The organism is Bacillus sp. EKM208B, from assembly GCF_011800725.1.
Lineage (GTDB): Bacteria > Bacillota > Bacilli > Bacillales > Bacillaceae > Bacillus > Bacillus velezensis.
Genome location: NZ_JAANHO010000002.1, coordinates 1 through 23,182 on the forward strand (window position 1 = coordinate 1; position 23,182 = coordinate 23,182).

Genomic DNA, 23,182 nt, shown 5'->3' on the forward strand with positions numbered 1-23,182 from the left:
GAAAATCAGTCCGATGCCGCCCGCTCCCCCGGTGAGGAGGTAGACCCCTTCGTCTTTCCACGGAACGGTACCGCTTTGAGGGGCCGGCAGATGACGCCAGTTTCTGACGAGACGTTTGCCGTTTTCATAACGGATTTCCGCTTGTTCAGGATGGGCCCGGTTTTCTTTCAGCTTGGCAAGAAGCGATGATGCTGACTCGTCCGGATCGGCTTGGATGACTTGGCCGTACAGCTTCGGATGTTCAAGGTGAGCCGTTTTCAGAAAAGCGGCCAGCCCCGCCAATACATTGTCTTCCCCCCTGTCGGGGACAAGAAGCTGGATCAGCGTTTTTCCCTTCTGTTTTTCTCTGATAAGACGCGTGACGATCGCTGACAGCTCCGCCGCGCAGGCGTCATAACGGTCTTCAATCGGTCCTTCGCCGTCAGCCGCACATACGGCGCCGCTTATGTCCTCAGCATTCATTCCGCCATACAGCGTCACGTATCTGAAAGACGCTTCTTGTCCGCCTCCCTCACCCGGCGGTGATTCCTGCCACTTTGGCTGAAGCAAGAGCGGTTTTTCCTCCGTGTCCTCTTCCAGAAAACGGGCGGTGAGCCCCGTCAATCGGACACATACCGCGCCGTTTTCGTCACACAGCTCAATATGATAGGCGCCTTCCGCTGAGGAAAGCACCGCCCACATCGTCTCCCGGCACGCAGAAAACACCTGCATATCCTGCAGGGCAAACGGCAGAAACGACCGTCCGGACGCGGAACCGTCTGAGAGCACAAGACCGATAGAAGCCTGAAGGGCGGCGTCCAGCATGCTTGGATGCAGGATGAACGGCTCCTTTTCTTCGCGGGCGGACGGCGGAAGAGTGAGCTTCGCGAGCACTTCTCCGTTTCCGGCATAGACGGCGTCAAGCGCCTGATGCGACGGTCCGTAGGTGATGCCGAGGCTGTCGAACGCTTCATAACACTCAGCCTTTGACATGCGCCGGCCGCCGCAGCGCGCCTGAACCGCTTCCACATCGAGAACAGGAGCACGCTCCGTCTCTTCGAACACGGCCTTTCCCTGGAAAAAGACAAGCGGCTCTTCCCCTTCGGCATACGCTTCAAAAGCGATGTCTCCGTTTTCTTCCGGCTGAAGCTTTACATGAAGCGTCACTCCTTCAGAAAGCGCCGTCACCGGCCGGAGCCAAACAATCTGTTTGAGCCGGACACCCGTTTTCCCGCCGGGCAAGTCTTCAGCGGCAAGTGTAACGGCGGCCCGGGCCATTTCTAAAGCAGCTGCGCCCGGAAGCACCGGTTTTCCATTGACGATATGATCGGCAAAAAACGGTTCATGCCCTGAAAAAACAGAAGTAAAACGCTGGGCGGTAAAGGTCGATGTATTCGCGTGGAGCAGCGGGTGAAGTCTGGCTGCTTTCTCACTTTCCGCTGAGCCTGTTTTGTCAAGTGACACATCAGCTTTTGTCACCCAATATCGGTCTTTGGCAAAAGGGTAGGCCGGGAGACTGATACGGCCCGGGTTGCGCTGATAAAGAGCTGACCAATCGACGTCAAGTCCTTTAACCCAAAGGTCAAGCAGCTTTCCGTATTTCCCTTTTTTCAGCCAGGCATTTATGGTAAGCGCCATATCTTCATCAGAAGTGAGCGAAGCCGCCAATGAATGATGTTTGGCTGTCCTGCCCCGCCAGATATGAGCATGGTCGATATTATGATCGTTTGAGAAACTCATAAGCTTCATTTTCAGTTCTTCTATCGACTCGGCCGTAAATGCAAGCCGCTCAGCCATCGGTTCTCTTCCCGTCTGAAGCGTGTAGGCGATCTTGGCTAAATCCCCGTCAGAACGTTTTTTTCTTATGACATCATCCAGAAGCTGGCGGGCGCGCTCTGTCAATTGCTGCTCATTTCGCGCTGATAAAATGATAACAGCCGGTTTTTGCGGAGAAACGAGCACTTTTTCCATTGGTTTCAGGCTGTCAGACGGCACATATTCCTGAACGATGACATGCGCGTTTGAACCTCCTGCTCCAAACGAGGAAATGCCGGCAATTCTCGGATATTCCTTCATTTCACCCGTGATATTCAAGACAGGTCGTTTCCATTCCGTTTCTTTTTGCTGTACGAAAAACGGAGTGTGCTCAAACTCAATATTCGGATTCAATTCCGCCGCATGCAACGAAGGGGCAATCGTCTTATGTTTCAATTGCAAAAGCAGTTTGGTGATCCCCGCAATCCCGGCAGCGCTTTCTAAATGTCCGATATTTGATTTAATGGAACCGATGGAACAAAACTGCCGGTCTTCTGTTGTCAGGCGAAAAGCTTTCGTTAACCCGTCGATTTCAATCGGATCACCGAGCGCAGTGCCCGTTCCGTGCGCTTCCAAGTAACTGACCGTTCTCGGGTGAATGTCTGTCCGTTTCAACGTCTCTGCGATCAGATCAAACTGCGCTTTCGGATTCGGCACCATATAAGCGTTTGTCCTGCCTGCTGCGTTCAGCATGCTTCCTTTGATAACGCCGTAAATATGATCGCCGTCTTTCTCCGCTTGAGCAAGCGGCTTTAACACAATCGCCCCTACTCCTTCACCGTCAACAAAACCGTCCGCACTGTCTCCGAAAGATTTGCATTTATCACCGGGAGACAGCATTGAAAAAGCGGACAGCCGCTCATAGTGGGCCGGATCAACGATAAGATTGACTCCGCCGGCAATCGCTGTTTCACTCATTCCGCTCCGCAGGCTTTCTATAGCGAGATGGACAGCTGTTAAAGAAGAAGAGCATGCGGTATCCACAGCCATACTCGGCCCTTGGAAATTGAACAAAAACGATACTCTGTTTGCGATAGACCAGTCGCTGGGAACTGTCGGGTAATTGCTGTTCATCACACCGGCAAAGACTCCGATTTTCCGGCTGTCACAAAGCGTGGCCGGGGTGTACCCCGCATCTTCAATGCTTGAATAAGCAGTCTGCAGAAACAACCTTTCCTGCGGATCCATCCTTTCAGCTTCCGCGGGAGATATACGGAAAAACAGCGGATCAAATGTATCAATGTCATCGAGAAAACCGCCCCATTTTGAATAAATGGACCCCCATTTTCCGCGTTCCTCGTTATAAAACGTTTTCCAGTCCCAGCGATCTTTCGGCACTTCAGTAATAGAATGCCTGCCGGCTTTTACATTTTCCCACAGCTCATCAACGTGATCGGCGCCCGGATACCGGCCTGACAGACCGATGACAGCGATATCCTGGATAGAGGGATCTCCGTTCGTCCTGCTGCCTTCCTCGTTTTGAGGAATCTTGTTTTGTTTTACATTCAGATTATCTGTGTGATCAGACAGCTGCTCCTCACGCACACCCATCGCTTTCATAAATGCTCCCCGCTGAGAAAGAAGCAGGTAATCCGCGATTTCTTCTATCGTCTGATATTCAAAAAAGAGGGTGCTGGTCATTTGGTCAAACACGTTACGAAAGGCATTTGTGAGCCGGACGACCAGAATAGAATCCAAACCGTATGCGGTTAAGGAAACCGACGGATCCATTCTCCCGCTCGGAATCTTCAGCGTTTTTCCTATTAATTCCGTCAGATATGTGATGCCCCGTTCTCTTACGTTTGGAATCGGCGCGGCGCTTTCTGCGGGAGCCTGCACCCGTCCGGCGTTTTCGGGATGAGCCGGTCCATTCCCGAATTGCCGCTCGAGTGCTTCTTTACGGGAAGACAGAAAGTAATCAGCAAGCTCATCAATGGTTTGATATTCAAAAAACAAAGTGCTGCTGACAGAACCGAAGACGTCTTTTAACGCGTTGGTCAGTCTGACGACCAGTATGGAATCCAATCCGTATGCGGTTAAAGGTTCATGGGATAAAAGACGATGCGCCGGCACTTTAAGCGCTTCACCGATGACCTTCTTCATCAGTTCAACGCTTTTTTCTCTCAGGCTGAAATGCAAGGTATCATCCGAAAGACCATCTGCGTCATACGGACGGCGCTCCGGCTTTTCTTCTGACGCCTGCGGGAGGGCAAGCCTGACCGTTCCGTCACTTTCAGCCGCTATAATCTGCTGGCCTAAGTCGTGTGCGGCTTCAGCCGGAAACAGAGGATGGACGAATCCTTCAAGCGAAAGCGCTTCCGCCCAGCCGGCCGGCTCAACCCCCGGACAGCCCGGAATCCGTAAATCATGATCCTCATACAGCCACCAGCCTTCAAGAAGGCCGAACGTCACATGGTTGAATATGGTGCGGCTGTTGATCTCATTTATAAACAGCTGGCCGTTTTTTTGCAGCATTGCTTTCGCATGGCGCAGCGCAGAACGGATATTTTTTGTCGCATGAAGCACATTGGTCGCGATCACTGCGTCATACGTGCCGATGTCCGGCGCTTCTGTTGATACCGGCTGCTCAGCGTTGAATATTTTATAAGTGACATAAGGATATTCCGGACCGAATATGTCTTCCGCATGTAAAAGAAATGCTTTAGAAATATCCGTGAAACAATATTCGGCAATATGCGCTTCATACGGTTTCAATTTTCTCATGACCGCGGCGCTCGTCCCGCCCGTTCCGGCTCCGATTTCTAAGATGCGGATTTTCGCCTGCGGGTCTTTTGCCAGACGTTCCCGCAGAACTGCAATCAATGTGTCAGCAAGCTTGTCATTGAAAAAATCAGAAATGATATTATTGCGGTAAATGCCTTCCACAAGACGGAAGGAGGAGTCAGGGAACATCACTTCCGTTGCCGGAAGCTTACCGGTTAAAATGTCTGGAAGCACACGCAATGTCTCTTCTGCCAATCTGACATGCGCCTTCATGTCTTTCTGGCGAAGCCAAGTCTCTTTTTTCCGCTCCCATTCCTCCCACACCTGCCCTAAATCCGTTTTTTCCGGAGCAAGCGCTAATGTATTCAGGAGGACAAAGCTCTCTTTCAGCCATCTGCTGTATTGTTCCGTTATGCCGGCAGCCGATTGAAATAACGGCAAAGCCTGATCAAGCCCGGCTCCCATCTCATAAAGGGTTGATACAAGCATTTTTTCAATAAGGGATTCCATCTCTCTCATGCAGCTCATGACACTTGATGCTTTTAACCGTTCAGCTTCGTCATTCTGCATGATGTTAACCGCTAATTGTCCGAGTGCGGAAGGAATCTTTTCCGGATAAACCGTTACTTGTTCTTTCAGATCGTCCTTCATAAAAAGCGGATCTGTCGTTTTAATCAGCGCCAACTGGTCATGAGGTCCGGAAAGCAGGGTTTCCAGCGTTTTCATCGCTTCGGGCGCCTCAATAGAAGCGATTCCGTCCCGCTCCATCCGTTTCCGGTATTGTTCTGAAGCGACAACGCCGACACTTCCCCAAAAGCCCCAATTGACAACTTTTACAGCATACGGCGCTTTTTGTGAGATCCGCTTAGCAAAAGCGTCTTTAAACGTGCACCCGGCGGCATAATTGCTCTGTCCCGGCGCTTTTTGAAACGACATCATCGAAGAGAAAAACAGCAAGAAATCCAGGGGTTCCCCTTCAGCTACCCGGGCAATCTGCAAGCTCACATCAGTTTTTGCAGAAAGTGAAGCGCGGAACTGATCCTCTTCCATATTGGCAAAACTTCGGTCTGATAACACGATGGCGGAATGAATGATTCCGCGGACCTTTCCATTTTCCTTCACAATGGTGTCATACGCCCGTTTGAGAGAGTCATAATCCGCAGCATCCGCGCTGAAATATTGCGGTGCGGGACCTAAAGCTGCAAGTCTTTTCAGCTTTCTTTCAATCTGTGTATCTTTTTTCCGTCTCCCGATCCAGACAATTTTCGCCTGATAGGTCTGAATCATATATTCAGTCCATACTTCTCCTATTCCGCCTGCTCCGCCGATAATCACATAAACCCCGCCGTGCCGGTATAATGAAGGCTCATCTGCATAAGGCCGGCAGACGGCCAATTGCTGGCGGTGCCACTGACCTGCGCGAAAGACCCACGGATTTCCCTCGGGGTCCGCCGGTAAAGAGAAGACATCAGGAAGATGCCGGTCTCCCCTTTGAGATTCCAAATCAAGAAGCCGGATGCTCCAATTGGTGTATTCTTTTGCGAGCGCCCCCGCTAATCCGTGTATGCTTGCATGACTCGGATTGACCTCATCATGTTCATGAATCGGCTGTGCTTGAAACGTGCAGATTGTCAATGATAGTTGTTCCGTGTCAAAATTCAGAAGCAGAAGCGCTTTTACCAGCCGGAAAAGCTGCATGACCCCGTGCTCCTGTCCCTCGGCCGTATCCGCATCATAAACGGATGGAATGGGATGATCCGGCGCCGCCCATATCATGTGTTGAAAAGAGCCTTGCGCTTTCAGTGTTTCAGCCATTTGTTCCGCGCTGTCCAAAGAAGTGATGTCCGGAAAACGGACATCGGAATACATCTCTTTCAAAGCCTGCTGAAAATCCGGCCCGGCCCCGATGACGATTATTTTTTCTTCACGCATGAAAGGCATGCCGGTTTCCGGAATGGTGACGGTGTTCCAAACCGGTGTCATAAGCAATTCCGTTTCACGGCTTTTCTTCGGCGTGACGCCGGCTTTTTGGTTAAATCCGGCGCTTTCCTGCACCTCTTTTATGATAAAATCTTTCACTGCCGCCAACAGCACGCCGCGCTCATCACAAATATGCAGATCAAATTGGTGAACGGAGGCCGCTTTTACCTCCGCATGCACAAATAAGGTTTTCGCTAACGGTTCAAGCAGCTGTATTTCTCCGAAGGAAAACGGTACGATAAGCGCAGGCTCTTTTTGAAATTGCAGCACATGCGCCATTGCAGTTTGAACAGCGCCATCCATTAAGGACGGATGTAGGATGTACTGTTTAAAATCGGCTTCCAAGTGTGACGGGAGCGTTAATTTGGCCAGTGCTTTCCTTTCTGTATAAGAGAATTCGCGGATGACCTGAAAACTGTCCTTTTGCACGATTCCCGCCTCAGAGAACGAGTGATAGATGTCTTTCGGCTCCGTTCTCTGCGCAAATGGCGCCGGGAGCTGAAAAGCCGGGGCCTCAAAAGACGCTCCTTTTTCTTTACAAATCACTTCTCCTTGCGAAAAGAGGATGCCGTCCGCTCCTTTTTCTTTAATGACATAGCTTATACGCTCTTTTTCCGCTTCAAACTCTATCATGACGGATCTTAGGTCTGTACCTGTCACAATCGGCTCCATGTACCACACACTTTGAAGAGAGACGACCGGGCGTTCTCCCCACAATCCCGCGCCGTATGCCGCCATTTCCAGATGACAGACTCCGGGAAGCACATATTTTTCGTTCACTAAATGATCTTTAAAGAAATATTCATCCTTGGAAAATATCTTTTGAAACGTCCCTTTCCGGGCGGATGAAATATTCTCATCAAGCAGAGGATGCAGCGCTTCACGCCTTTTGGTATTTTGGGGCTTTTTTGTATACCGCTTTTTTTGATCGGTCAGCCAGGACGTTTCCTTTAAAAATGGGTACGTAGGAAGCGGAACTTTCTGATACGGCGTTTCCGGCTTTTTGCAACCTTGAAGGCCTTTCACCCACAGCGCGGCAAATTTCTCAGGATCTGAAACGGTCTGGCCTGAAACGTCCGGCCGCCCGGGTGACGCTTTTCCGAAGTACATATGCCTGCCGTCGCTGTGACCGCTTACAAATCCGTCCAATCGCTGTTTCAGCTCAGAAAGGGATGACGCAATGACAGCAAGCCGGAAGGAGAAAGGCTCTCTGCCTGACAATAGGGTGGCAGCGATATTTTCCAGATTGTATCCGCCGGCAGAAGACGGGTTTTCCAATCGGGTAAGAAAAGAGCTCAATTTCCCGGCATATTCTTTCAGCTGCTGTTCGGAATGTGCGCTTAATACGACGGCATGAGGTTTTTGCTCAGTATTCCCGTCCGCTTGCCGTTTTGGCTGATAAGCACCTACGATCAGATGGGCATTAGAGCCTCCTGCGCCGAATGAACTGATTGCGGCGATTCTCGGTTTATCTCCTTCAGCCGGCCACGGCCGGTTGTTTCGGACGACATAAAATGGCGAATCAGAAAAAGAAATCTTGCGGTTCAGTTCCTCGGAGTGCAGACTGGCGGGAAGCGTTTCATGTTTCATGCTTAAAAGCACCTTGATTAAACCGGCGATCCCTGCAGCCGCTTCCAAATGTCCGATATTGGATTTCACCGAGCCGATTCCGCAGTCATTTTTCTCATCGGTCTGTTTATCAAATGCCATAGACAGGCCGCGTATCTCAATCGGATCGCCGAGCGCCGTGCCGGTTCCGTGAGCTTCAATGTAGCTGATATCCGCCGGACTTACCGCGGCTCTGTTTAGAGCGGATAAAATCAGGTCCCGGTGCGCTTCCGGATTCGGCACCGTATACCCGGTCGTTTTGCCGCCGTGATTAGTGGCGGACCCCTTAATGACACCGTAGATGTGGTCTTTGTCCGCAATCGCTTTTTTCAATGGTTTTAATAAAACGGCTCCCGCGCCTTCGCCGGGCACGTAACCGTCTCCGCCTTCACCGAAACTGCGGCATTTTCCTTCAGAAGACAGAAAATGCGATTGGCTTAAAAACATGTATTTTTGCGGATGTAAGCTGAGGTTGACGCCTCCGGCCAGCGCCATTTCACAGTCGCCCGACATAATGGCCTGACAAGCCTGATGGACGGCGACAAGCGATGAAGAACACGCCGTATCAACAGCGATGCTCGGGCCATGGAGATCAAGGAAATAAGAAACCCGGTTCGGAATGCCCCAATATAAGGAGCCGGGGCCTTTGTACTGATCTTTGAGGAAACCTTCTTCGTGTGCAATTAATGAATATTCATTCCAGGTCACTCCGGCGAATACACCGATTTGATCCGTCGGCCTCGCCGCCGGGTTCCCGTAACCGGCATCCTCCATCGCTTCCCAGCAGCACGTGACATACAATTTCTGCTGAGGGTCCATTAAATCAGCTTCCCACGGGGAAACAGAAAAAAACAGCGGGTCAAATTGATCCGGATGATCAATAAAACCCCCCCATTTACTGTATGACGCGTATTCTGCCGTTTTCTCTTCCGAGTAATAAGAGCTGTCCCATCTATCCTCTGGGATTTCGGAGACACAATCTTTATTTTCTATTAAATTGTTCCAAAAATCATGCTGGTTTTCCGCTTTCGGAAACATCCCGCTCATTCCGATAACCGCAATATCAGAGCTCCCGTCCGTTCCCGGTTCAGGCACCTTTTCAGCCGCCTGTACAGGAAGCAATTCTTCTTCCTGCCGGCTTCCCGTATCAGGCTCCGTTTCTTTGAATTCAAGAACGCTTTCGGGATTTCGTTTCTGCGCACTTAAAAACTCACTCAATTTCTCAATGTTCGGATATTCAAACAGCAGCGTTTCAGAAAGGCCGGTAAATTCTTTATGCAATATAGTCATGATTTCTTCACTGATGAGAGACGTCACGCCAAGAGTAAAAAAAGCGGTTTTATCTTCTGCTTCGGTCACCTCGGCACCCAGCTTTTGCGCTATTACCGTTCTTAAAAATTCGTTAATACATTTCATGAGGATACCATCCCTTGTACAAAAGAATTTTTCTGTGCTTTAACAAGTTAATCCGCCGTCTATCGCAATTGTCTGTCCGGTCATAAAGGACGATTCAGGAGAAAGCAGGAAACGAACGAGTCCGGTCATATCGTCTGTTTCGCCTAAACGTCCCATCGGCGTCCTTCTGATAATCTGCGATTTTTGTTTTTCCGGCATATTTTTCGTCATATCGGTGTCCACAAAACCGGGCGCAAGTGAATTGACACGGATTCCTTTAGACCCGAGCTCCCTGGCCAGGCTTCGCGTCAAGCCGTCAAGAGCCGCTTTGGATGCGCTGTAGACTGAAGTGCCTTTAAATCCTCTTGAGCCGATAATGGAGCTTATGTTAACGATTGATCCGGAATTTTGTTTCAGCATGACCCGGGAAACGTTTCGGGTCAGCTTGATGACTGAACCGATATTCAGATTGAGGATGCGGTCAATGTCTTCATCATTGGTCAGGGGCAGAAGCTGATCAAGGTTCAAACCGGCGTTATTGACCAAGCCGTCTATTCTGGAAAACTTGCGGTATACTTGAAGAACAAACTGTTTCATGGCGGCAGCATCCGCCGCATCCGCCGCTTCCCAATAAAAGCGGCCGCGGTACTTTTCACTCTCTCTCAATGTGTTAATAAAATCAGATTCACTGCGGCTGAAAGCGGCTACTTTGTAATCCTCATCCAAAAGCGTCTGTACAATCGCTTTTCCCAGCCCCCGGCTTCCTCCGCTGACGACCGCTACTTTTCCGTTATTCATATTTGCCTCCTGTTTTACACGTTTCTTATTTTTTTAAATCGATCATTAGACAGTTTCCGATCTGTAACAGAGATGATCTGCGGTATCTGATATGGCTGCAGCTTCTGTCTGCAATGAGCTACGGCCCGCTTTCTGAAAGATTTGATATCTTCCTCTTTTTCAAGCACGGCCTCTGCCGCGACAATCTCGCCCGTAATCGGATTTTTTCTGCCCGTTATGAGAACATCCCGGACATTCGGTATCTCCAGAAAGACGCTTTCCACCTCTGCCGGAAACACTTTCTCTCCGCCCACATTAATGATTTCACTCTTTCTTCCGAGAATTCTTATATATTCGCCGTCTGTTTCCACCTGGTCACCGGTGTCGTACCAGCCGTCCTCATCGAAGGGTGACGGTGCGTTTAAATAGCCGAGCATCGCCGACTCAGAACGGACCCAAAGCGTGCCTCCGGTAATTTTGGTCTCTGTTCCGGCACCGCCCACTTTCATCCAAGTGGATTGGCTGTCTTTTGATTTCGTTGAGAATATACCCAGTTCAGTTAATCCGTATGTTTGTTTCAGCCGTACATCCGGAAACAGCCGGTGGATGCCGCGCAGCGTTGATTGGGGCATCGGCTCTGTGCCGTAAGTGATCAGCCGGAGTGAAGAGAGGTTATATCCGGCATCCGCCTTGGACATCAGCAGCATGTTTAAAAAGGTCGGGGTGGCGGGGAGCACTTGGACAGCATGTTTGTCGACCGCCTGATAAACGGACTCCGGCGTTCTGCTGTCTGATGTGACGATCGTCCCCCCGTTAAACAGAATCGCAAACAGCGTATTAATGCCGCCTATATGATCCAATTTCAGAAAAATAAGCGTACGCAGCGGTTTTCTCTTCGCCGTTTTATATTTTTCAAGCAGCCGGCCGGCGCTTAACACGGATGCTTTGCTTTTGCCGGAGGTTCCCGATGTGAAAATAATAATGCCTGACTCCCCTCTCTCGCGCAGATCATCAAGCAGAGGGTGAGAGGCGCTTTCAAAACCTTCACGAAGCGTCCAGCTGTCATTTTCATTTATTTCAATGATTTGATTCACTTTCGCGTCTTCAAACATATCGAGATGCTTTTCCCTTGACTCATTACTGAGAGGGACAACGATATTTCGGTTTAACAAAAGCGCCATCAGCAAAAAAATGGCGTTCGGGGAATAATCCCCGATAAGCGCCACACATTCTCCTTCACGTATTCCGTTTTGTTCAAGTTCTTTCTGAAAAAAGCTGATTCGTGTCAGCAAATCATCATACGTAAAAGTCTGCCCTTTAAAAATGAGAAACTCACTGTCTTGCGTTTCCCTAAGCTTATCAGTCACCCAGCTGATATCTCCCCCGCTTTCTGTTTTCATGATTGAGCACTGTCCATATATTTTTGATAAATATCACAAATGCTGCCGACGGTTGTAATGCTGGAAATCGTTTCTCCTTGGGAAAAAGGATCTACTCCGGTTTCCATCTCCATCTGTGCGACTAATTGAGCGATATCCAGTGATGAGAAGCCCAGATCCTCTATGACTCTCACATCATCTCCCGCTTCGACGGCCCGATATGACTGCTGTTCTTGAATGTCCTGAATGATTTGAGCGATGATCTGCTTCATTTCCTTGGTTTGTTCCATTTACTTTCAGCTCCATTCTTCATTTTATAAACTCCTGATGACCCGTTTATAATCCGGAATATGATCTTGTGAAGAGGTCGGCACCGCCAGCAGCTTATCCACCTTGGAAATGGCCAGCAATGTATGATTTCTTTTCATATAGACTTCAATCTGATAGCTGATTTTCGCCACTGAGATCATACCGAGGGACTCACCGTGAAAGTCGGGATCGCATTCTTCAATGTGTCCCGTCATATAAATATCAAGCTCTTCATCTGCAAAACAATTTCCGTAATAATACGTCTCTCTTTCAAGCAAAAATAAATGCCGCGCGATTGAAACCGGAAAACCCGGCTTCGACCGGCGCGTCATCCATTCAAATTCCGCCGCATCCATTATCTTGCTGAATTTCGCAAACACCATGGCATGCCCCGGCGCAGCATCCTGATCAACAGGAACCCGATATGAAACGGGGTCTGCTGTTTTGAGATTGCCCGGCTTCATACCGAAGGCGTCCGTTCTGATTTTCTTTGACCGCATCAGCGCGTAAGGCGGCTTGGCTAGCTTAGAAAGTTCCGCAATGCATTCAGCCTTAGGCGCTGAGACTTTTCGGGTCGAACCTTCTGTTTGTGTGACGTCGACGACAATTAAACTATTGGCTTTCATAGAAGGAAACCGTCCCCGGTCCCACTCGCTTTTATCAGAGCTGACCGCTCCTTTCGGCCCGAACAAATAATCAGATTCTAATATGGTTTCTCCAAACCGGGAGATATCGACTCCGACGGAAACCTCGTCCCATAATCGGTACTGATCAAGAGGCTTATCTGAAGGAACTTTGAGATGTGTCATAAAATAAGCCGGATACAAAATCAGCCCTTGGTGATCGGCCATCTGATCAGGCCGGAATCCCGTTCCGTCCGTTAAATGGTGACTGTGTGCGTTGCCGAATAACAGCAGCAGCGCGTACTCATTCAAATTCCCTAACCCGACATGGCTCATCGTTAATTCATGATTTTCAATCAGCATGGTCTGTCCTCCGCAGAAAAAATGTAATGGCTGGTCATACTCAGCCTGTAATCGATACCAGCCTTTGCGCAAGAAGGCCGGCTGTTTCTTCCATGAGCTGTTTGCCGATCAGATCGACATGCCTGTTTCTCCAATTTTCAAGCGGGGTTCCTTTCACCCATTGATTAAACGCGCCGAGCGCAGGGCCGCAATGAATTTGGTAATCTATTTTACTTTCGCTTTTTCCTTCCAGAGCGAGCCTTGTCGTATGAGAAAAATACCATTTAAATACCATCGCCATTTTGTGTTTCGGATTCTGTTCGGCTTTGGCGATCTGTGCAGGAGATTTATCACGTTTCAACTGCTCATACACCTCTTCAAAACTGCGCTGGAAATACTTTTCTTCAATTAATGTTTTCGTTTTTTCATCTATTTCATCTAAAGAATTGTATTGTCTGTACAAGTCAAAAAGTTTATTGGCTCTTGCCGGGAAAAACAGGCCTTTTTTCAGCACCTGCACCCTTGCTCCCGCTTCAAACATATCTCCCGCGGGAGCGTATGACGTATCCTGCACGTTCGCTTCTTGAAGCAGATCTTTCACTGAATCACTTGTCCCGGCTTCGACCGTGCATTGATTAATAGAACCGGTTCCGATAAATTCGGCGCCGAGCAGAAACGCCGCAGCAGCCGCTTCCGGAGTGCCGATGCCCCCGGCTGCGCCGATTCTTACTTTTTTCGCATAACCGTGCTTCTCCATCATGCGGTCTCTGAGTCTGATCATGGCAGGCATTAATGTATACGGAATCCCTTGGTCGGTATGCCCTCCTGAATCCGCTTCAACGCAAATGTCATCAGCCATCGGAATTTCTTTGGCAAGCGCCGCTTCCCCGGCTGTCAGCCGATTATCAGACACAAGTCTTTCCAGCACATGAGCCGGAGCCGGACTTAGAAAGGCCTCAGCGACTTCAGGCCGGGATACTTTCGCGATGATTCTGTTTTGAACTGACACCGACCCGTCATGATTCCTGGTTAATCCCTTTGCCCTGTATATCACGAGAGCGGGGGTTATGCCCATAAATGCCGATGCTTCAATAAGATGAATGCCGTTTTTCAAATATAAATCTATCATTCTGACTTCCTTGTCAGGTGACATCATATGATGAAGAAGATTCATTCCGAATGTTTCCCCTTGCCGCAGTGCAGACCGGATGGTTCCGATGGCCTGTCCGATCCGTTCGATACTCAATCCGCCCGTTCCGAAAAAGCCCAGCATTCCCGCTTTTGCCGCTTTAATGACCATCTGTTCCGAAGCAATTCCCCTGTACATGGAGCCCGTCATGTAAGCATATTGGATGTTATAATCTTTTTTAAAATCTTCATTCCCTAATCTCATTCCCGCCGTTTTTTGCGAATCAGCTGCCGATGCTTTAACATCAGCAGTATCAGACTCTTCTTTCGGCATAGGTAATGGGACGGCATCTTTTTTAATCTGACGCGTCAGTTTTGTCAGCACTTCCCCGGGCCCGACTTCTGCAATTTCATTATTTTCAAGTCCCATCAGACGGCGTATCGTGTCCGTCCACTTTACCTGATTGGTCATTTGCAGAGTCAGATTTGTTTTGATTTCATCATTCTTATAAGGTGCGGCATGAAGATTTGAGATCACCGGAAAACGAAGAGGCAAAAACGCCGTTTCTTCTAAATAATCTGCAAACTCTTTTTCAGCATCTTTCATATAGCGGGAATGGAAGGCGCCGCTCACATTTAAAGGAAGGTACATTCTCACGCCGGCTTTTTCAAAGACGGGGCCCGCTTTTTCAATGTCTTGTTTCGTTCCGGCGATCACAATTTGCGAAGGTGAATTGTGGTTAGCGATATCAATGCCGGTCAGATGATAATCGGATAGAACCTCTTTTACTTGTTCAGCCGTAAACCCCAAAACCGCCGCCATGCCTCCGGGAGCTGCCTTGCTCATGAGCTCCCCTCTTTTTTTTACAAGCTGCAAACCGGTCTCAAAATCAAAGCAGCCGGCCGCAAATAACGCATTATATTCTCCTAAACTGTGCCCTGCGGCGTAATCAGGCTCTCTGCCGGACTCTTTCATTTTCTTTAAATAACTGAGTGCACTCACCGTATATAACGCCGGCTGGGTAAATTGCGTTTTCCCCAGTTGGTGATTCGGATCCTCCAGACACAATTCTTCTATAGAGTAGCCTAATATGTCATCAGCCTGACGTGTCAGATCTTGAAATTCATCAAACAGTCCGGCTCCCATTCCTTTAAATTGAGAACCCTGCCCCGGGAACACAAACGTAAGCATCTTATCCTCATCCTTTCCGCATCGCCAATTTTGCACATCACATGTGGTTCTCCATACAAAAACGTCTCTTATTTTCATATATTGACTGGTGTAAACACCGGCATAAAAATAAAAACACAAACGCGTTTGCGATTCAGCACAGGTTTAAAAATCGCAAACGCATTGTGTTTTCCTTTTCTAACATAATTTATATTAAAACATATTGCTTGTTTACTGAATGTTTCTCATGACAAGCTGCAGTGCCAATATGCCCGAAAACAGCGATGACGGCACACTTCTCCCTTATCATGTATATGTAGATATATACACTACAATCATTTTTATAATCCCTATTTCCTCTTCAACGTGCCGAAACAGCGATTGAAATTTAATAGGTGCTTTACATCAATTTAATAAATTTAACAAATAGTTGCTATTTAAAGAGAATAATATCAATTTATAGATAATAATGTCAAGGCTTTATTTCGTTATTTTCTGACATTTATTCCACAGTTTTATGTTCGGTGGACAGTCGGCATAATTGTTTCGGGGTAAATGTCAGATAATTCCCTGAACCCTTTTCATGTCAAAGAAAATTCATCGCTTCTCTGTCAATTGGGTCTATACTTATTTTTCATTTTCATATATTATGTAAAAAAAAGACGAATTAGAAAAATTTTTAATCACTTTAAATACTATCCATTAAATACTTTCTTTGTATAATAATTTCTTATTATTCTAAGGAGGATCCAGTCATGAAATGGTACGCACTTTTTGTAGAGTCCGGAAAAGAAGAAGCAGTTCAAAAATTTCTGCGTCTGCAGTTTGATGAGCAGGCTCTCTACTCAATCATACCCAAGAAAAAAGTCACAGAACGAAAAGCCGGAATCAAATACGAGGCACTCAAAAAGATGTTTCCGGGATATGTGCTGTTTAAAACGAAGATGACAGAGCGGACATTTCATAAAATCAAAGAACTCCCCATTTCATGCAGAATCGTGAATAACGGCGCATATTATTCCAAAGAGCGTAAAACCTATTTCACGACAATTACGGATGAAGAAATCCTCCCTATTATCAGGCTGATCGGAGAAGGAGACACTGTAGATTATTCAAAAGTCTATATTGAAAATTCAAAAGTAACCGTTGCCTCAGGGCCTCTTAAAGGAATGGAAGGCATTATTAAAAAGATCGATAAAAGGAAAAGACGCGCCAAAATCTGCCTGTCTTTTATGGGACTGGACAAAATGGTCAACGTCGGAATTGAAGTGCTCTCCAAACCCTAGCATGTCAAAAAAAGCATCAACAGCATGTGCCGTTGATGCCCTTTTTATATAAACAAACGAAAGCCCGACACCAAAATAATCCCGCTCACCACCGTCACGGTCAGACTTTTTGTTTTCAAGGCATAGTTGACCTGAAGCCGGGCTGCGCCCATGAGGCAACATCACATTTAGGGGAAGAATACATTTTAATCAAAAGCGGTGAATTGACGGTTGAGCTTTATGACGAAAAGCATGTGCTGACTTCGGGCGATGCCCTTCAGTTTGCCGGAGCGACGCCGCAGTTATTTTAATTCCTCGGATGAACCGGTGACATATTTTATGCTGGTCTATTATGCTGAACCGGCTTAAACGCATATCAGGCTTCTTCAGACAGAAGCCTGATGGACCGCAACCCATTCTTGTATACATTGAATCAGTTTCTGGACAGAAGGTGTCTGCGTCTCCTTTGCATGAGCTGTCAAAATGCCGAGCTGCCTGGAGACATACCGGTCGAACCGTTTGATGAGCACATCACAATCATTCACCAAAAGCTGCGGCAATATGCTGATCCCCAGATTGTTCCGCACCATTGCAATAATCGCTTCATCCCCTCTGATTTGATAGGCGACCCGCGGCGTGATCTTTTCTTCCTTCAGCACTTTCAGCACATCAAAATGTGTCTCCGGATAAGGCACGATACATTTGACGGACTCCATGACATGTAACGGAACCGTTTCACATTGCGCCAATTCATGCTGCGGGCTCATCACCGCTACAATCGGGTCCTCTGCCAACGGGTAAAAATGCCACTTCTCGCTGTGGGATGTCCCGATCGCCGCATCAATCCGGTCATCTTTCAGCCATTCTTCCAGTTCAGTAGAATTTCCTTCAAACAAATGCACCTTAATGGAAGGATACAGCTCATTAAATTCCCTCAAAATTTTCGGCAGCCATTTTACCGCCACGCTCGTAACAGTGCCGAGCCGGACTTCCCCTCTTTCTAACCCATTAATATTATCAACGGTTTCAGACAGTTTTTCATAGTTTTTTTGAATTTCCTTCATAATATGTAACACTTTCAAGCCATTTGCGGTCGGCCTCACTCCATGCCGCTGTCTGATCAAAAGCGGAAAACCGTACTCTTCCTCTAATTTACTGATCATTTGGCTGATGTTCGGCTGTGTGTAATTCAATATGGCAGCGGCTTGGGTCAGGCTGCCGCTTTCAACCGTTTTAATAAAGGCTAAATGCTTCTTTAAATCCAACCGGCTTCATCTCCCAGATATCATTCTTTATTATCCAATGCATTAGTTATATTTAGTTTACTTATACATCACTCAAAAATAAAATGGCAATGTCTCCATCATTATACTTGATAACAAACAGAAGGTGAGCGTTTCAGCATGAGTTTTCTCATTCAATTTTTTATCGGCGGCACTGTTATGGCGGCCGCCGCGTATTTAAGCAAATCGAAATACTTATTTTTATCAGGCGTTATTACATTGCTTCCGATCATGACGTTACTGAATATTCACTTGCAGCTGAAAAATATGAGCCCCGACGATTTCAGAGCCGCTCAAAAAAACGGAATATTCGGTGCCTTCGGCGCGGTGATCTTCATCAGCAGTATTTTCATTCTGACAAACTGGTTCAAAGGAGGCCACGCAGTCATCGGTGCGTTTCTCATCTATATTTGCTATATGATCGGCTGTAAATGCCTGTTATGAAGATACGGCACCGATGTGTATAAAAAAATGCACTTCCAGAACAATAATAACAATGCACTCAGTCGTGAGCAGTTTATATGACTGAATGATCATGAATTGTTATAATCAATGTCTAAAACATTCCGGGAGGCGAAATAAATGGCCAGAAAATTATTCACACCATGGACCGTTAAAGATGTAACGATCAAAAACCGTATTGTTATGGCACCGATGTGCATGTATTCCTCACATGAGAAGGACGGAAAACTGCAGCCTTTTCATATGGCGCACTACATATCGCGTGCAATCGGACAGGTCGGCCTGATTATCGTGGAAGCGACAGCCGTTAATCCGCAGGGGCGCATTTCCGATCAGGATTTGGGCATTTGGAGCGATGATCATATCGAAGGTTTTGCCAAACTGACGGAACAAGTGAAAGCGCAGGGATCTAAAATCGGCATTCAGCTTGCACACGCCGGACGTAAAGCTGAGCTTGAGGGAGACATTTACGCTCCGTCAGCCATTCCGTTCGATGAGCAGTCCAAAACACCGGCTGAAATGACGACAGAACAAATTAAAGAAACCATTCAGGAATTCAAACAGGCAGCGGCGCGCGCGAAAGAAGCGGGCTTTGACATTATTGAACTTCATGCGGCACACGGCTACTTAATGCACGAATTTTTGTCCCCTCTGTCCAATCACCGTACAGACGAATACGGAGGCTCACATGAAAATCGCTACCGCTTCTTAGGCGAGACCATTGAAGCCGTCAAGGAAGTCTGGGACGGCCCGTTATTTGTCCGTATTTCTGCATCGGATTATACAGACAAAGGGCTGGACATTGCGGATCATATCGGTTTTGCGAAGTGGATGAAAGAACAGGGAGTCGACCTCATTGATTGCAGCTCAGGCGCACTCGTTCAAGCTGATATTAACGTCTTCCCAGGCTACCAAGTGAGCTTTGCGGAGAAAATCCGTGAACAGGCCGAAATCGCAACAGGCGCCGTCGGTTTGATAACGACGGGAACAATGGCGGAAGAAATTCTGCAAAACAACCGCGCTGACCTTATTTTTGTCGCGAGAGAACTTCTGCGCGATCCGCATTTTGCAAGGAGTGCAGCGAAGCAGCTGAATACTGAAATACCGTCACCGGTTCAATACGACAGAGCATGGTGATGAAGTGACAGCCGGAGTTTTTCGATCCGGCTGTCTCTTTTTTTATTTTTTGAGAAACGATTGCCGAAGCTTCTCCGTCTTCCCTATAGAACCAATTAGAGGGGATGACTCCAATGAAAGCAGCATGGATGGAAAGGACATATCTGATTGACGGGTGTCCGTTTTATACGAAACACCGTAAAGGCGCCGGCGAAGTGACGATCGTCTTTGAAGCCGGCTACGGCACTTCTTCTGAAACATGGACATCATTACTCGCTGACATAGATGAAGAATTTGGGGTTTTCACATATGACAGAGCCGGAATCGGCAAAAGCGGACAAAGCCGAAACAAGAGAACGGCGGACCACATGGTACAGGAATTAAACGCTCTTCTTCTGAAGGCCGGCGTCAAGCCTCCTTATCTTGTCGTCTCGCATTCATACGGCGCGATTATCAGCAGACTCTGGGCGAGCCGGAACCGCCGGGATATTCTCGGGATGGTGATGCTTGATCCGGTTTCTGAGGATCAGGAGACGAAAGTGCTTCCGCTTCTTCCCGAAGAAATGAAAGCCGCCTATTTGAAACAGTTCATATTGGAAGGATCACACGCGGAATTTTTGACGAGCCTTCGTCAGATCAAGCATCAGCAGATTCATTTCGGCGATATGCCGCTGTTGATTTTATCATCGGGAGAGCGGGATGAGCACTTAAAGCACGCTCATGAACAATGGGTGAAACTGCACAGAAGCATGCTTGATGTCTCTTATCAAAGCGGATGGATTCAGGCCAAAAACAGTTCTCATGCCATTCACCACGATGAACCGCACATCGTCCACCTTGCCATTTATGATGTTTGGTGCGCGGTGCGCCAGCAAATGAATGCTCCTGCCTATCAGGCGGTAAACTGATTAAACAAAAGCCATTGTGCAGCGGCACAATGGCTTTTGTTATCGTGATCTATTTTGTCTCACGATGCAACGTATACTTTTTCAACCGGGGTGAATACTTTTTCATTTCTAACCGGTCCGGATTCGTCCGTTTGTTCTTCGTCGTAATATAATTTCTGTCCCCTGTCTCTGTACAGGCCAATGTAACATTCACACGCATCATTTTCACCCCTTATACAAATCGTAATTATTTCGTTTTATTATATCTCATCAGAAAAAAATGTCAAGCGTCCATTTTTTAAGACCGCTCCACAGTGACCTCCATGAAGTCAAATGCGATCTTACTGTTTTCAAATACCGCTTTCGCCTCATGTTCGAGACGCTCTATCGGCGATTCACCCTGATACCTTGCGCTGATATGAGTTAAAATCAGCTGTTTGGCGCCTGCTTTTTTTGCCGTTTGCGCAGCCTGTTCTGTCGTTGCGTGATAATAATTATGTGCGAGCTTTGCATCTTCCTTGGCAAACGTCGCTTCATGAACAAGCACATCCGCATTGCGCGCCAGCTCCGTTACCCGCTCTGATGCCCTCGTATCCCCGGAAAAAGCGACGATTCTCCCTTTTTTCGGCGGTTCCAAAAAATCCCGCCCGTTAATGATTCTGCCATCGTCAAGTGTGACCGTTTCGCCTTTTTTGATTTTCTGATAGACGGGTCCGGGCGGGATATTCATTTCTTTTAATCTGCCGGCCTGCAATGCGCCGGGAATATCCTTTTCCTGAACCCGGTAGCCGAACGCTTCCACGCCGTGAATGACGGATACTGCGGTAACAATGAATTGCTCATCTTCAAAAACCGTCCCCTCTTCGATTTCATGTACGGTAAGAGAATACGTCAGATGAGTCGCCGTCACGTTCAGGCTTGTTTCGATAAAGGCTTTAATGCCTTTTGGCCCGTAAATCGTCAGCTCTTCTTCACCGCCCTGAAATGAACGGCTCCCCAACAGACCCGGAAGACCGTAAACATGGTCGCCGTGAAGGTGGGTGATGAAAATCTTCTCAATTTTCCTCGGTTTGATTGTTGTATGTAATATCTGATGCTGAGTGGCTTCTCCGCAATCAAACAGCCATACGGAACGCCTTTCTTCAAGAAGCTTCAGCGCGACGGACGTTACGTTTCTCGTCTTTGCCGGCATGCCGGCCCCCGTCCCTAAAAATAATAATTCCACAATGCTTCCTCCTAGATCTTTGTACTACTAAGGATACAGGATCAGGCTGAAAATGTGAATTCACCCGGGCCTTCTCCGGCCTGATTAATTTTTTTCCGTAAACCGCAAAAAACAGGCTGAAATGTTTGCTTTCAACGAATTTTAGATTTAAAATGAAGGAAATATGCGGGGTTTTAAACCATGCTTCAGATAAAGTGAGGTACTCTAAGTGAAAACAAACGACAAACCAAAAGCAGTAATTGTAATATTTGGTGCCACAGGGGATTTGGCAAAACGAAAACTTTACCCATCCATTCACCGTTTATATAAAAATGGTCAAATTGGTGAAGAGTTTGCAGTTGTAGGTGTTGGAAGAAGACCTTGGTCAAACGAGGACCTCCGGGAAACCGTTAAAACGTCTGTTTCTTCTGCCGGGCAAAAAGACATAGACGATTTCACATCTCATTTTTATTACCATCCGTTTGATGTAACGAATCCGGGTTCCTATCAGGAGCTGAATGTCCTGCTTGATCAGCTTGAACATACATATGAAATCCCGAACAACAGAATGTTTTACTTGGCGATGGCTCCTGAGTTTTTCGGCACTATCGCAAAATCACTTAAAAACGAAGGCGTCACAGCGACAAATGGCTGGTCCCGTCTCGTCATTGAAAAACCGTTCGGCCATGACCTGCCGAGTGCGAAAGAGCTTAACAAAGAAATACGCGAAGCTTTCACGGAAGATCAAATTTACCGGATCGACCATTACTTAGGCAAACAAATGGTTCAAAATATCGAAGTCATCCGGTTTGCGAATGCGCTGTTTGAGCCGCTGTGGAATAACCGCTACATCTCAAACATCCAGATTACGTCAAGTGAGGATCTCGGCGTTGAGGATCGCGCGAGATATTACGAAAAATCAGGCGCACTCCGTGATATGGTTCAAAACCATATTTTACAAATGGTCGCTCTCTTGGCGATGGAACCGCCGATTAAACTGAACACGGAAGAAATCCGCAGCGAAAAAGTGAAGGTGCTGAGAGCTCTCCGCCCTGTCGCTCCAAACGAAGTGAGTGACTTCTTCGTCCGCGGACAATACCAAGCGGGAACGATTGACGGAAACGCTGTACCGAGCTATACAGATGAACAAAATGTAGCACCGGATTCCAATACGGAAACATTCGTGTCCGGAAAGCTGTTAATCGATAACTTCCGCTGGGCCGGCGTTCCGTTTTATATCCGCACAGGGAAACGGATGAAAGAAAAATCAACGAAAATCGTCGTTCAATTTAAAGACATTCCGATGAACCTTTATTACGGCAATGCAACGAATGTAAATCCGAACCTGCTTGTCATCCATATTCAGCCGGATGAAGGCATCACACTATATCTGAACGCTAAAAAATTAGGCGGAGCCGCTCATGCTCAACCGATTAAGCTGGATTACTGCAGCAACTGCAGTGATGAAATGAACACACCGGAAGCTTATGAAAAATTAATCCATGACTGTCTGCTCGGTGATGCGACAAACTTTGCCCATTGGGACGAAGTGGCGCTTTCATGGAATTTCGTCGATGCGATTTCCGAAACCTGGGCAGCCGACAAAACCCTTTCTCCGAATTATGAAGCCGGGTCAATGGGACCGAAAGCTTCGGACGATCTTCTTGAAAAAGACGGTCTCCACTGGTGGAATATATAAGAAAACATCAAAAACCGCGGCGCCGTTCATGACGGC

15 protein-coding genes are annotated in these 23,182 nt (G+C 47.5%); 6 read left to right on the top strand and 9 right to left on the bottom strand.

Features of this window, described 5'->3' with window-relative positions; translation table 11 throughout:
* The 6 genes from G9F75_RS02705 to fabD form a co-directional block, all read right to left on the bottom strand.
* Positions 1–9,522 (bottom strand): SDR family NAD(P)-dependent oxidoreductase (locus tag G9F75_RS02705; RefSeq protein WP_167408916.1); only part of this gene is annotated, 9,522 nt, incomplete at its 3' end.
* Between the two features lie 39 nt (positions 9,523–9,561).
* Entirely contained in the window at positions 9,562–10,299 is a 738-nt protein-coding gene (locus tag G9F75_RS02710; protein ID WP_014418315.1) for an SDR family oxidoreductase, read from the bottom strand.
* 14 nt (positions 10,300–10,313) lie between these two features.
* Positions 10,314–11,678: a long-chain fatty acid--CoA ligase gene (locus G9F75_RS02715; protein ID WP_022552997.1), complete on the bottom strand. Its 1,365-nt coding sequence runs from the start codon at positions 11,676–11,678 to the stop codon at positions 10,314–10,316.
* Positions 11,675–11,947 (bottom strand): acyl carrier protein, encoded by a 273-nt coding sequence (locus G9F75_RS02720; protein WP_003153264.1) that lies wholly within the window; start codon positions 11,945–11,947, stop codon positions 11,675–11,677. Before G9F75_RS02720 ends, G9F75_RS02715 begins: the two co-directional genes overlap by 4 nt.
* 24 nt (positions 11,948–11,971) lie before the next feature.
* Positions 11,972–12,952 (bottom strand): LnmK family bifunctional acyltransferase/decarboxylase, encoded by a 981-nt coding sequence (locus G9F75_RS02725; protein ID WP_014418317.1) that lies wholly within the window; start codon positions 12,950–12,952, stop codon positions 11,972–11,974.
* Positions 12,953–12,992: 40 nt separating this feature from the next.
* Complete coding sequence (gene fabD, locus G9F75_RS02730) at positions 12,993–15,251, bottom strand: ACP S-malonyltransferase (protein WP_022552996.1); 2,259 nt, start codon at positions 15,249–15,251, stop codon at positions 12,993–12,995.
* 734 nt (positions 15,252–15,985) lie between these two features.
* Between fabD and loaP the strand changes: the two genes are divergently transcribed.
* Positions 15,986–16,516 carry an antiterminator LoaP gene (gene loaP, locus G9F75_RS02735; RefSeq protein WP_137988078.1) on the top strand — a complete coding sequence of 177 codons (531 nt, stop codon included), beginning with the start codon at positions 15,986–15,988 and terminating at the stop codon, positions 16,514–16,516.
* Positions 16,517–16,551: 35 nt separating this feature from the next.
* Positions 16,552–16,806 (top strand): cupin domain-containing protein, encoded by a 255-nt coding sequence (locus tag G9F75_RS02740; protein ID WP_072177854.1) that lies wholly within the window; start codon positions 16,552–16,554, stop codon positions 16,804–16,806.
* Between the two features lie 75 nt (positions 16,807–16,881).
* On the opposite strand, the gene G9F75_RS02745 is transcribed toward G9F75_RS02740, so the two are convergent.
* Positions 16,882–17,760 (bottom strand): LysR family transcriptional regulator, encoded by an 879-nt coding sequence (locus G9F75_RS02745; RefSeq protein ID WP_012117931.1) that lies wholly within the window; start codon positions 17,758–17,760, stop codon positions 16,882–16,884.
* A gap of 138 nt (positions 17,761–17,898) precedes the next feature.
* On the opposite strand from G9F75_RS02745, the gene G9F75_RS02750 reads away from it, so the two are divergent.
* From G9F75_RS02750 to G9F75_RS02760, 3 genes are all read left to right on the top strand, one after another.
* Positions 17,899–18,222: a GlpM family protein gene (locus G9F75_RS02750; RefSeq protein ID WP_021494284.1), complete on the top strand. Its 324-nt coding sequence runs from the start codon at positions 17,899–17,901 to the stop codon at positions 18,220–18,222.
* A 138-nt stretch (positions 18,223–18,360) separates the two neighbouring features.
* Positions 18,361–19,377 (top strand): NADPH dehydrogenase NamA, encoded by a 1,017-nt coding sequence (namA, locus tag G9F75_RS02755; RefSeq protein ID WP_003153250.1) that lies wholly within the window; start codon positions 18,361–18,363, stop codon positions 19,375–19,377.
* 113 nt (positions 19,378–19,490) lie between these two features.
* Positions 19,491–20,264, top strand: coding sequence for an alpha/beta fold hydrolase (locus tag G9F75_RS02760; RefSeq protein ID WP_014418323.1), 774 nt, complete (start codon positions 19,491–19,493; stop codon positions 20,262–20,264).
* A gap of 49 nt (positions 20,265–20,313) precedes the next feature.
* Here G9F75_RS02760 and rpmG read toward each other — a convergent pair whose 3' ends face one another.
* Complete coding sequence (gene rpmG / locus G9F75_RS02765) at positions 20,314–20,463, bottom strand: 50S ribosomal protein L33 (protein WP_003153246.1); 150 nt, start codon at positions 20,461–20,463, stop codon at positions 20,314–20,316.
* A gap of 78 nt (positions 20,464–20,541) precedes the next feature.
* Entirely contained in the window at positions 20,542–21,468 is a 927-nt protein-coding gene (gene rnz / locus G9F75_RS02770) for a ribonuclease Z (RefSeq protein WP_029973903.1), read from the bottom strand.
* Positions 21,469–21,676: 208 nt separating this feature from the next.
* Here rnz and zwf point away from each other — a divergent pair, with 208 nt between their 5' ends.
* A complete protein-coding gene (zwf, locus tag G9F75_RS02775) occupies positions 21,677–23,146 on the top strand; it encodes a glucose-6-phosphate dehydrogenase (RefSeq protein ID WP_167408917.1) in 1,470 nt (489 codons plus the stop codon).
* Positions 23,147–23,182 lie beyond the last annotated feature (36 nt).

Bases quoted from the DNA above. Each gene is read 5' to 3' on its own strand.
- G9F75_RS02760 (WP_014418323.1), top strand. From the start codon at position 19,491: ATGAAAGCAGCATGGATGGAAAGGACATATCTGATTGACGGGTGTCCG.
- G9F75_RS02750 (WP_021494284.1), top strand. From the start codon at position 17,899: ATGAGTTTTCTCATTCAATTTTTTATCGGCGGCACTGTTATGGCGGCC.
- namA (WP_003153250.1), top strand. From the start codon at position 18,361: ATGGCCAGAAAATTATTCACACCATGGACCGTTAAAGATGTAACGATC.
- G9F75_RS02725 (WP_014418317.1), bottom strand. From the start codon at position 12,952: ATGCTGATTGAAAATCATGAATTAACGATGAGCCATGTCGGGTTAGGG.
- fabD (WP_022552996.1), bottom strand. From the start codon at position 15,251: ATGCTTACGTTTGTGTTCCCGGGGCAGGGTTCTCAATTTAAAGGAATG.
- rpmG (WP_003153246.1), bottom strand. From the start codon at position 20,463: ATGCGTGTGAATGTTACATTGGCCTGTACAGAGACAGGGGACAGAAAT.
- G9F75_RS02710 (WP_014418315.1), bottom strand. From the start codon at position 10,299: ATGAATAACGGAAAAGTAGCGGTCGTCAGCGGAGGAAGCCGGGGGCTG.
- loaP (WP_137988078.1), top strand. From the start codon at position 15,986: ATGAAATGGTACGCACTTTTTGTAGAGTCCGGAAAAGAAGAAGCAGTT.
- G9F75_RS02720 (WP_003153264.1), bottom strand. From the start codon at position 11,947: ATGGAACAAACCAAGGAAATGAAGCAGATCATCGCTCAAATCATTCAG.
- G9F75_RS02740 (WP_072177854.1), top strand. From the start codon at position 16,552: ATGCCCTTTTTATATAAACAAACGAAAGCCCGACACCAAAATAATCCC.
- G9F75_RS02715 (WP_022552997.1), bottom strand. From the start codon at position 11,678: ATGAAAACAGAAAGCGGGGGAGATATCAGCTGGGTGACTGATAAGCTT.